Source organism: Actinosynnema sp. NPDC059797, from assembly GCF_042732085.1.
Taxonomy (GTDB): Bacteria; Actinomycetota; Actinomycetes; order Mycobacteriales; family Pseudonocardiaceae; genus Actinosynnema.
Genome location: NZ_JBHWIE010000262.1, coordinates 1 through 9,831, shown reverse-complemented (window position 1 = coordinate 9,831; position 9,831 = coordinate 1). Strand labels below are relative to the sequence as shown.

Sequence of the window (9,831 nt, the reverse complement as noted above, 5' to 3'; positions counted from 1 at the left end):
GGGTGCTGCTGATCGACGTCGACGGCGTCGTCGGGCCGGACGCGCCGCGCCCGGAGCTGGTGCGCGAGCGGGTCGCGGCGGTGCTGCGCGCGGCCGGGCCGGTGCACCACGCGCTGGCCTGCTACACCGGCGAGCCGACGGGGCTGGACGAGCTGGGCAGCGTGCTCGCCGAGCTGGGGGTGCCGAGCCGGGCGGTGCCGCCCGGTCGCGGCGCGGTGGCGGGCGCCCTGCTCGCGCACGCCCGCTACGCGCACGGCCGGGGGTGCCGGGCCTTCGCCCTCGTCGCGGACCACCACGACCTCACGCCCGGGTGCGTGGACGTCGTGGACGGGAGCGGCCGGTCCGCCGTCGTCCGGGCGGCGCGGGCGGCGTGGGCCACCGCGGTCGCCGTCGCGTTGGGACGGACGTTGGGTGAACGGGTCTCGCGTTCCGCGCGAAAGCACCTGCGCAAGTCCCCCTGAAGGCGGTGTGCCGCCGGTCGGGTCGCCACCTGCGCCTGATCGACCCTTGACGGTAAAGCGCCCGTCATCTTAGGGTCCGGCAACTCGAAATATTTCACCTAGCACAACGAAAGTTTCGAAGTGACATCGCGAGGAAGCGAGAGACACTGATGAAGTCGACCCACCTGGTCACCGCCGCAGTCGCCGCGGTGGCGCTGTCGGTGCCGTTGACGCTCGTGGCCTCGGCCGCGCCGGCGGCCGACCACCGGCCGGGCCACGCCAAGAAGGACACCCTGCGCAAGGCCGCCCCCAAGGGCTTCTACATCGGCACCGCCGCGGCCGGCGGCGGTCACCACGAGGAGCAGCCCTACCCCGACCCGTTCACCTCGGACCAGCAGTACCGCAGGCTGCTGGCCGCGGAGTTCAACTCGGTGTCGCCCGAGAACCAGATGAAGTGGGAGTACCTGCGCCCCGATCGGGACACCTACAACTTCGGCATGGCGGACAAGATCGTCAAGTTCGCCCGGCAGAACGGGCAGGTGGTCCGCGGGCACACCCTGCTGTGGCACAGCCAGAACCCGGCCTGGCTGGAGCAGGGCACCTTCTCCAAGGAGGAGCTGCGCGAGATCCTCCGGGAGCACATCTTCACCGTGGTCGGCCGCTACCGGGGCCAGATCCAGCAGTGGGACGTGGCCAACGAGATCTTCAACGAGGCCGGCCAGCTGCGCAGCGAGAACATCTGGATCCGGGAGCTGGGTCCGGGCATCATCGCGGACGCGTTCCGCTGGGCCCACCTCGCCGACCCCAAGGCGAAGCTGTTCTTCAACGACTACGGCGTGGAGGGCGTCAACGCCAAGAGCGACGCCTACCTCGCGCTCATCAAGCAGTTGCGCGCCCAGCGGGTGCCCGTCCACGGGTTCTCCGCGCAGGCGCACCTGAGCACGCGGTACGGCTTCCCGGGTGACCTCCAGGTCAACCTCCAGCGCTTCGACGACCTCGGGCTGGAGACGGCGATCACCGAGCTGGACGTGCGGATGGACCTGCCGGAGAGCGGCGTGCCCACCGAGGCCCAGCTGGCGCAGCAGGCCGACTACTACCAGCGCACGCTCGACGCGTGCCTGAAGGTGGACGACTGCAACTCCTTCACCATCTGGGGCTTCACCGACCGGTACTCGTGGGTCCCGGTGTTCTTCCAGGGTGAGGGCTCGGCCACGGTGATGACGGAGGACTTCACCCGGAAGCCCTCCTACTACGCCCTGCGCGACTCCTTGGAGAAGGCGGGCAAGAAGCGCCGCTGACGCGACGCGACGACCACTCCCGGGGGGTGGCTGTGGAGGGAGGGTGGCAGCGGGCCGCCCTCCCTCCGTCGCGTGGTGGGCGGAACCGGTCCGGCCCGGTTCAGCCCTCGGCGGCGGGGATCTCCTCGATCAGGTCGGCCGCGAGGGCCGCCGCGGGCTCGCGGTAGCGGGCGTGGAGGTCGTGGAACAACTGCTCGGCGTGGATGGCCGGCCAGTCCTCGTCCAGGTGCTCGGCGGGCAGGTGGGGGTCCTGCCGCACGAGCTGCAGCCAGTCGGTGTGCAGGACCAGCAGCCGCGCCAGGTCGTCGGGCAGCGCGGGCAGGGGGGCCGGTTCGCCCCAGCGCGCGGTGAACGCCCGGTAGCGCGCCGCGATGGCGGCGGTGTCGAACGCCCGGCGCACGAGGTCGGCGGACCCGGTCGGCTTGTCGGGCCGCGCGGTGAACACGGTGACGTGGTCGGTCAGGCCCAGCCGGTCGACGATCCCGGCGGCGTCGCGGGTGCCCGGCGCGATCCACAACCCGTTCTGCACCATGCCGAAACCCGCCCACACCAGTTGCGAGCGCAGGTCGTGCCGGTCGCCGCGACGGCTGTCGGGCAGCGAGAACCCGACCAGCGTCCAGTTGCCGTCCCAGGCGCGGTTGACCGCGCCGGTCTCCCAGATCCGCCGCCTGCCGTCGCGCAGCACCTCGGTGGCGTGGTCGGTCAGTCCGAAGTAGACGCGCCGGCCGCGGCGCCGCCGGGTCAGCAGGCCCCGGCCCGCCATCCGGGTCAGCGTCGAGCGCACCGCCTCCTCGGACACCCCGACGCGGTCGAACACCTCGATCACGCTGCCCGAGTACACCGCCGTGCCGCGGTCCAGCACGTACAGGCCCAGGAAGGCCAGCATCAGCGACTGGGGGCGGGGGTGTTGCGGCGCGTCGCCGGGTGGGTCGGTCACCGGCCCAGGGTAGCCGGCGCGGTCGAAGTTGTGCAGAGTCTGGACGAGCGTCACAAATCTGCCCTATGTTGGCGGCACGGCAGCGAGCGCGAGGAGGCGTCGTCATGGACTTGCGGGGCAAGGTCGCCGTGGTCACCGGCAGCGGCCGGGGACTGGGGCGCGCGTACGCCGAGGCGCTGGCCGCCGCCGGCGCGGCCGTCGTGGTCAACGACGTGGACGCCGAATCGGCCACCGCGGTCGCCAAGGGCATCGCCGAACGGGGCGGGCGCGCGGTCGCCGTGGCCGCGCCGGTCGGTCCCACCGCGACGGCGGACGACCTGGTCGCCACCGCCGTGGAGGAGTTCGGCAGGCTCGACGCCCTGGTCGCCAACGCGGGCGTGCTGCGCGACAAGGTGCTGTGGAAGATGGCCGACGAGGACTTCGACGCCGTGGTCGACGTCCACCTGCGCGGCACCTTCACCTGCGCCCGCGCCGCGGCGGCCCGGATGCGCGAGCAGGGCGAGGGCGGCAGCCTCGTGCTGGTCTCCTCGCCCGCTGGCCAGCGCGGCAACTTCGGGCAGACCAACTACGCCGCGGCCAAGGCGGGCATCGTGGCCATGGCCCGCACCTGGGCGCTGGAGCTGGCCCGCGCCGACATCACCGTCAACGCCGTGGTCCCGGTCGCCGCCACCGAGATGACCAGGACCGTCCCCGCCTTCGCGGACGCCCTCGAAGAGGCCGCGCGCACCGACGCGCCGCTGCCCGGGTGGCTGCGCCGCGGCCACGGCCTGGGCTCCGTCGAGGACGTCGCCCCGCTGGTGGTGTTCCTCCTCTCCGACCTGGCGCGCGGGATCACCGGCCAGGCCATCGGCATCGGCGGCGACCGCCTCGCCCTCTGGGCCCACCCGAGGGAGAAGGCCGTCGCGTTCGCCGAGGGCGGTTGGACCGCGACCGCGATCGCCGAGTCGTGGCAGACCGGCGTGGGCGCGGAACCCGAACCGTTCGGCATCCCCGCGCCCACCCCGCCGGGGGCCTGACGTGGCGATCGACCTCGACGCGATCGTGGCCATCGACGTCCACACCCACGCCGAGGTGGCCCTGGACGGGCGCACCTCGCTGAGCCGGGAGCTGCTCGACGCCTCCGAGCGCCACTTCAAGGCCCACGGCCACCGCCGGCCCACCATCGCCGAGACCGCCGCCCACTACCGCGAGCGCCGCCTGGCCGCCGTCGTGTTCACCGTGGACGCCGAGCACGCCACCGGCCACCCGCGCATCGCCAACGAGGAGGTCGCCGCGAGCTGCGCCGAGCACCCCGACGTGCTCATCCCGTTCGCCAGCGTCGACCCGTGGAAGGGCCGGGCGGGCGTGCGCGAGGCGCGCCGGCTCGTGGAGGAGCACGGGGTGCGCGGCTTCAAGTTCCACCCCAGCCTCCAGGGCTTCCCGCCCGACGACCGGATGGCCTACCCGCTGTACGCGGCCATCGAGGAGCTGGGCGTGCCCGCGCTGTTCCACAGCGGGCAGACCGGCATCGGCGCGGGCGTGCGCGGCGGTGGCGGCATCCGGCTCGGGCACTCCAACCCCATGCTGGTCGACGGCGTGGCCGCCGACTTCCCCGACCTGCGGATCGTCCTGGCCCACCCCTCGTTCCCGTGGCAGGACGAGGCGCTGGCCGTGGCCACGCACAAGCCCAACGTCCACATCGACCTGTCCGGGTGGTCGCCCAAGTACTTCCCGCCGCAGCTGGTCCGCTACGCCAACTCCCTGTTGCAGGACAAGGTGATGTTCGGCTCGGACTACCCGGTGATCACCCCCGACCGCTGGCTCGCCGACTTCGCCGACCTCGACCTCAAGCCCGCGGTCCGCCCCAAGATCCTCAAGCACAACGCGGCCAGGCTGCTGGGCCTCACCGACCACCGGGAGCGCACATGACCACCACCGCGGACGGGCTCGCCGAACTCCTCGCCCTCGCGGGCCGGGACCTCGGCCACACCGCGTGGCGCGAGATCACCCAGGACCGCGTCGACACCTTCGCCGACGCCGCCGACGACCACCAGTGGATCCACGTCGACCCCGAGCGGGCCGCCGACGGGCCGTTCGGCGGGACCATCGCCCACGGCTACCTGACCCTGGCCCTGCTCATCCCCCTGTTCGGCGAGCTGCTGGAGATCCGCGGCACCCGGATGAGCGTCAACTACGGCCTGGACAAGGTGCGCTTCCCCAGCCCGGTGCCCGTCGGCGCCAAGGTCCGGCTCGCCGGCCGCGTGGCCTCGGTCGAGGAGGTGCCCGGCGACGGCGTGCAGATGGCGCTGGACTTCACCGTCGAGATCGACGGGGCGGACAAACCCGCGTGCGTGGCACGCGCCGTGTACCGGCACTACGCCTGAAGGCCGGGGGTGCGCCGTGCCGAACCCGCAACTGCGCCGCGCCGTCGCGTCGAGCTTCCTCGGCAGCGTGATCGAGTACTACGACTTCCTGCTCTACGCCACCGCGTCCGCCGTGGTGTTCAACAAGGTCTTCTTCTCCTCGCTCGACCCGCTCACGGGCACCATCGCCAGCTTCGGCACCTTCGCCACCGGCTACCTGGCGCGCCCGCTGGGCGGTGTGGTGTTCGGGCACTTCGGCGACCTGTTCGGCCGCAAGCGGGTGCTCGTCGCGACCATGGTCCTGATGGGCGTGTCCAGCACGCTCATCGGGTTGCTGCCGACCTACGGGCAGGTGGGCGTGCTCGCGCCGGTCGGCCTGGTGCTGCTGCGCGTGCTCCAGGGCATCGCGGTCGGCGGCGAGTGGGGCGGCGCGGTGCTGATGTCCGTCGAGCATGCCACCGGCAGGCGCGGCCTGTGGGCCGGCTTCACCAACGCGGGCGCGCCGTGCGGGCTGCTGCTGTCCACCGCCGTGCTGGCCGGCACCGGCGCGCTGCTCGGCGAGGAGGCCTTCCTCGACTGGGGGTGGCGCCTCCCCTTCCTGGCGAGCGTGGCGCTGCTCGGCGTCGGGTTGTTCGTCCGGCACCGGGTGGAGGAGACGCCGGTCTTCCGCGCGATCGGGCGGACCGGCCCGCGACGGCCGCCGGTGTGGGAGGTGCTGCGCCACCACCCGCGCGTGCTGCTGCTGGGCGTCGGGGTGGGGCTGTCGGCGTTCGTCGTGCAGTCCACGCTGACCACGTTCGTCGTGGCCCACGGCGTGCAGGTCGGCTACGCGCGGCAGACGGTGCTCAACGCGCTCACGCTGTCCTCGGCGTGCGCGGTCGTCGGCATCCTCGCCTGGTCGGCCGCGTCCGACCGGTTCGGCAGGCGACCCGTCGTGCTGGTCGGCGCCATCGCGATGGCGGTCTACGGCTTCGTGCTGTTCCCCCTGGTGGACAGCGGCAGCACCGGGTTGCTCGTGCTGGCGCTGGTGCTCGGCCAGGGCGTGGTGCACCCGATGGTCTACGGGCCGCTGGCCGCGCTCTACAGCGAGCTGTTCAGCGCCGAGCACCGCTACACCGGCGCCTCGCTGGGCTACCAGCTCGCCGGGCTCGGCGCGGGACTGGCGCCCCTGCTGTTCGCCGAGGTGCAACGCGCCACCGGCGGGCGCGGGCTCACCGCCATCTCCACCGTGATCGCGGGCTGCTGCCTGCTCACCGTGCTGTGCGTGCTCGCCCTGCGCGAGACCGGCGCCCGGGACGCGTCGCCGACCGCCGCGCCCGGGGGAGGGCCGACGTGGTGAACGCGGGACTGGGCGCGTGGCCGGCCCGCCGGGCGCTCCTGTCGCCCGACCGCACCGCCATCGTCCACTCCGGACGCGGGACCTCCTACGCCGAGCTGGCCGCGCGGGTGGACCGCGCGGCCGGCCGGCTGCGCGCGGCGGGCGTGCGCGCCGGCGACCGGGTCGCCTACCTGGGCCCCAACCACCCGTCGTTCGTCGAGGCGATGTTCGCCGCGCACGCGCTCGGCGCGGTCTTCGTGCCGGTCAACACCAGGCTCGCCGCGCCCGAGGTGGACCACGTGCTGACCGACTCCGGCGCGTCGGTCCTGATCCACGCGCCGTCCGCCGCGGTCCGCGACCTGGCCCGCCCGCCGGGCGCGGTCATCGGGCTGGCCGACTTCGAGAGCGGGCTCGACCAGGGGCCCGCCGACCCCGTCGACGTGCCCGTGCGGCAGGACGACCCCGCCCTCATCCTCTACACCTCCGGCACCACCGGCCGGCCCAAGGGCGCGGTGCTCACGCACGCCAACCTGATCTGGAACACGTTCAACCTGCTGGTGGGCATGGACATCACCAGCACCGAGCGCACCCTGGTGTCCGCGCCCCTGTTCCACGTCGGCGCCCTCGCCCAGACCCTGCTGCCCACCTTCGTCAAGGGCGGCACGGCGGTGCTCACCCCCTCCTGGGACGTCGACCGGACCTACGACCTCGTCGAGCGCGAGCGCATCACGTGGATGTTCGGCGTCGCCACCATGTACGCCGACCTGGCCGCGTCACCGCGCTGGCGCACCGCCGACCTGTCCTCGCTGCGCCACCTGCTGTGCGGCGGCGCGGCCGTCCCCGAACCGCTCATCCGCGCCTACCAGGAGCGCGGCCTGGTGTTCTGCCAGGGCTACGGCCTCACCGAGACCTCGCCCGGCGCGACCCTGCTGGAGGCGGGGGAGAGCACCCGCAAGGTCGGCTCGGCGGGTCCGCCCGTGTTCTTCGCCGACGTCCGGGTGGCGCGCCCCGACGGCGGCGACGCCGACCCGGGCGAGGCGGGCGAGGTGCTGGTCCGCGGCCCCAACGTCACGCCGGGCTACTGGCGGGACCCGGCCGCGACCGCCGCCGCGTTCGCGCCGGGCGGCTGGTTCCGCACCGGCGACCTGGCCCACTTCGACGCCGACGGCCACCTGCACGTGCTGGACCGGCTCAAGGACATGTTCATCTCCGGCGGGGAGAACGTCTACCCGGCCGAGGTGGAGAACGCCCTGGCCGAGCACCCCGCCGTGGTCGAGGCCGCCGTGGTCGGGGTGCCCGACCCCCGGTGGGGCGAGGTCGGCCGCGCGTTCGTCCGCTACGGCGAGGGCGGCGGGCCGACCCCGGAGGAGCTGCGCGGGTTCCTGGTCGCGCGGCTCGCCAAGTACAAGGTCCCGGTGCACGTCGACGTGGTGGACGAGCTGCCGCGCACCGGGTCCGGCAAGGTCCGCAAGGCCGAGCTGAGGCGGCTGCCGCTGCCCCCGGTCGGGCGCCCCGCGGTCCCGGGAGGACACCCGACCGGGGACCGCGGGCTCAGGTCGTGATGGAGAAGCTGTTGGCCCGGAAGTCCATCCCGCCCGAGGACGAGGTGATCTCGAACCCGAACTGCACGTCCCCGATCGTCACGTCGCCGTACCAGCCGCGGGCGCCGATCCAGCGCAGCACGGCCAGCACGTCGACCGTGCCGGCGTCGGTGTTGCTCGTGCGCACGAACGAGAACACCTGGTTGGAGCCGTTGGACCCGCGGTGCACGTCCCAGGTGTGGCCACCCACCGAGGCGGTGGTCTCGCGCGCCCCGATGGGGCCCACCGCGCCCTGCTTGTTGACCCAGATCATGACTTCGTAGGCGTGGTTGTCGGCCCAGATGTCGTACGCGGTCGCGTAGGCGCCGCCGCCCGGCCTGGTGACGTTGAACGAGCTGGACAACCTGCTCAACCCGCTGAGCCGGCGACCGACGTCCCTGGCCGAGTGGGGGTAGGACTTCACGCCACCGGTGTTCGGGTGGTTCGCCCACACGCCCCAGTTGGAGTAGGAGTTGGCCCAGATCGCCTGCGGGCCGACCCCGCTGCCCCAGACGTTGTTGCGGACCGTGTACCCGCCGTTGGACCAGGTGCCCCACTTGTCGGTCGAGGACCAGGTCGCGGCGTGCGCCGAACCCGCGTTCCCGACCAGGATCCCGACGACCGCGACCACCGCCGCGGCCCACCGCGCCCTGTTCACCATCGGCACTCTTCCCCGGGCTTCGTCGCCCGTTTCCCGGCGCGCCGCGGCGAAAGCGCGCGTGCGGTTCTCCGGCGACGGTGGGGTGAACTGTGGCAGCCGGTGGGGTGGTGGTCAACGGCGTGCCCGCGTTCGACGCCGTTCGAAGTCGCCGTTCGAAGGAATTCACCCGGACGTGCGCGTCGAAGCGTTCGACGGGTTGTCGAACACGCGTTCACCGGCCAGGCTCGTTCCCGCTCGCCCGGGATCCCGATCGGGCCGCGGGCGTTGTCGGCCAACGGTGTTCGACGGGAGGAGGGGCCATGGGACGAGCGCTCGCGGCGATCGGCGCCGCGCTGGTCGCCGCCGCCGGGTTCGTGGCGGTGTCCGCGCCGCAGGCCGGGGCAGCGGTGGGGCTGCACGTCAGCGGCACTCGGGTCGTGGAGGCCAACGGCCGCCCCTTCGTCATGCGCGGCGTCAACCACCCGCACGTCTGGTTCACCGGCCGCACGAGCGCGTTCGCCGACGTCAAGGCGTTGGGCGCGAACGCGGTGCGGGTGGTGCTGGGCAGCGGCAAGCGGTGGGGGCCGTCGACGGACACCGCCGCGGTCGTCGACCTGTGCAAGCGGAACCGGTTGATCTGCGTGCTGGAGGTCCACGACACCACCGGTTACGGCGAGGAGGGCGCGGCGGCGTCGCTGGCCGAGGCGGTCGACTACTGGGTCGGCCAGAAGAGCGCCCTGGTCGGCCAGGAGGACTACGTCGTCATCAACATCGGCAACGAGCCGATCGGCAACGTCGACGCCGCCCAGTGGACCGCCGCCACCGCCGCCGCCATCCGGGAGCTGCGCGCCAACGGGTTCCAGCACCTGCTGATGGTGGACGGGCCGAACTGGGGCCAGGACTGGCAGCACGTGATGCGCGACAACGCCCAGACCGTGCTGGACGCCGACGCGCAGCGCAACACGGTGCTGTCGATCCACATGTACTCGGTGTTCAACACCGCCTCCGCCATCACCTCGTACCTCGACCGGTTCCAGGCCAACGGCTGGCCGCTGGTGATCGGTGAGTTCGGCTGGCGGTTCGCCTCGGGCGAGGTGGACCACGAGACGATCCTGAGCGAGGCGGAGGAGCGGGGGCTGGGGTACCTGGCCTGGTCGTGGAGCGGGAACACCGACCCGATCCTGGACATGGCCACCGAGTTCGACCCGACCCGGCTCACGACGTGGGGTCAGCGCATCTTCCACGGCGCCAACGGCATCAAGGCCACCGCCAGGGC

General features: G+C 73.1%; 10 protein-coding genes. 8 read left to right on the top strand and 2 right to left on the bottom strand.

Annotated features, from left to right (window positions below):
* Both ACFV4N_RS33505 and ACFV4N_RS33500 read left to right on the top strand, forming a co-directional pair.
* Positions 1-461 (top strand): hypothetical protein (locus ACFV4N_RS33505; protein WP_499676665.1); only part of this gene is annotated, 461 nt, incomplete at its 5' end.
* Between the two features lie 149 nt (positions 462-610).
* A complete protein-coding gene (locus tag ACFV4N_RS33500; RefSeq protein WP_499676664.1) occupies positions 611-1,738 on the top strand; it encodes an endo-1,4-beta-xylanase in 1,128 nt (375 codons plus the stop codon).
* A gap of 100 nt (positions 1,739-1,838) precedes the next feature.
* Here the strand turns inward: ACFV4N_RS33500 and ACFV4N_RS33495 are convergent, their stop codons facing one another.
* Positions 1,839-2,675, bottom strand: a complete 837-nt coding sequence (locus ACFV4N_RS33495; protein WP_499676663.1) for a PaaX family transcriptional regulator — start codon at positions 2,673-2,675, stop codon at positions 1,839-1,841.
* A gap of 104 nt (positions 2,676-2,779) precedes the next feature.
* Between ACFV4N_RS33495 and ACFV4N_RS33490 the strand changes: the two genes are divergently transcribed.
* From ACFV4N_RS33490 to ACFV4N_RS33470, 5 genes are read left to right on the top strand one after another with little or no spacing between them, the layout of a single operon-like run.
* A complete protein-coding gene (locus ACFV4N_RS33490; protein ID WP_499676662.1) occupies positions 2,780-3,691 on the top strand; it encodes an SDR family oxidoreductase in 912 nt (303 codons plus the stop codon).
* Between the two features lie 7 nt (positions 3,692-3,698).
* Positions 3,699-4,583 carry an amidohydrolase family protein gene (locus tag ACFV4N_RS33485; RefSeq protein WP_499676666.1) on the top strand — a complete coding sequence of 295 codons (885 nt, stop codon included), beginning with the start codon at positions 3,699-3,701 and terminating at the stop codon, positions 4,581-4,583.
* The gene (locus ACFV4N_RS33480) at positions 4,580-5,038 is read left to right on the top strand and encodes a MaoC family dehydratase (RefSeq protein WP_499676661.1); all 459 of its coding nucleotides are present in this window, start codon (positions 4,580-4,582) and stop codon (positions 5,036-5,038) included. Before ACFV4N_RS33485 ends, ACFV4N_RS33480 begins: the two co-directional genes overlap by 4 nt.
* Positions 5,039-5,054: 16 nt before the next feature.
* Positions 5,055-6,356, top strand: a complete 1,302-nt coding sequence (locus ACFV4N_RS33475; protein ID WP_499676660.1) for an MFS transporter — start codon at positions 5,055-5,057, stop codon at positions 6,354-6,356.
* Positions 6,350-7,897, top strand: a complete 1,548-nt coding sequence (locus ACFV4N_RS33470) for an acyl-CoA synthetase (RefSeq protein WP_499676659.1) — start codon at positions 6,350-6,352, stop codon at positions 7,895-7,897. The genes ACFV4N_RS33475 and ACFV4N_RS33470 overlap by 7 nt, the downstream gene beginning before the upstream one ends.
* On the opposite strand, the gene ACFV4N_RS33465 is transcribed toward ACFV4N_RS33470, so the two are convergent.
* Complete coding sequence (locus tag ACFV4N_RS33465; protein ID WP_499676658.1) at positions 7,887-8,576, bottom strand: GH12 family glycosyl hydrolase domain-containing protein; 690 nt, start codon at positions 8,574-8,576, stop codon at positions 7,887-7,889. The two genes, ACFV4N_RS33470 and ACFV4N_RS33465, sit on opposite strands and share 11 nt — an antisense overlap.
* Positions 8,577-8,875: 299 nt before the next feature.
* Between ACFV4N_RS33465 and ACFV4N_RS33460 the strand changes: the two genes are divergently transcribed.
* Positions 8,876-9,831: cellulase family glycosylhydrolase (locus ACFV4N_RS33460; protein ID WP_499676657.1), on the top strand; the 956-nt coding region annotated here is incomplete at its 3' end.

Excerpts from the sequence above, each read along its gene's own strand:
- ACFV4N_RS33500 (WP_499676664.1), top strand. The coding sequence starts at position 611 with ATGAAGTCGACCCACCTGGTCACCGCCGCAGTCGCCGCGGTGGCGCTG.
- ACFV4N_RS33490 (WP_499676662.1), top strand. The coding sequence starts at position 2,780 with ATGGACTTGCGGGGCAAGGTCGCCGTGGTCACCGGCAGCGGCCGGGGA.
- ACFV4N_RS33480 (WP_499676661.1), top strand. The coding sequence starts at position 4,580 with ATGACCACCACCGCGGACGGGCTCGCCGAACTCCTCGCCCTCGCGGGC.
- ACFV4N_RS33465 (WP_499676658.1), bottom strand. The coding sequence starts at position 8,576 with ATGGTGAACAGGGCGCGGTGGGCCGCGGCGGTGGTCGCGGTCGTCGGG.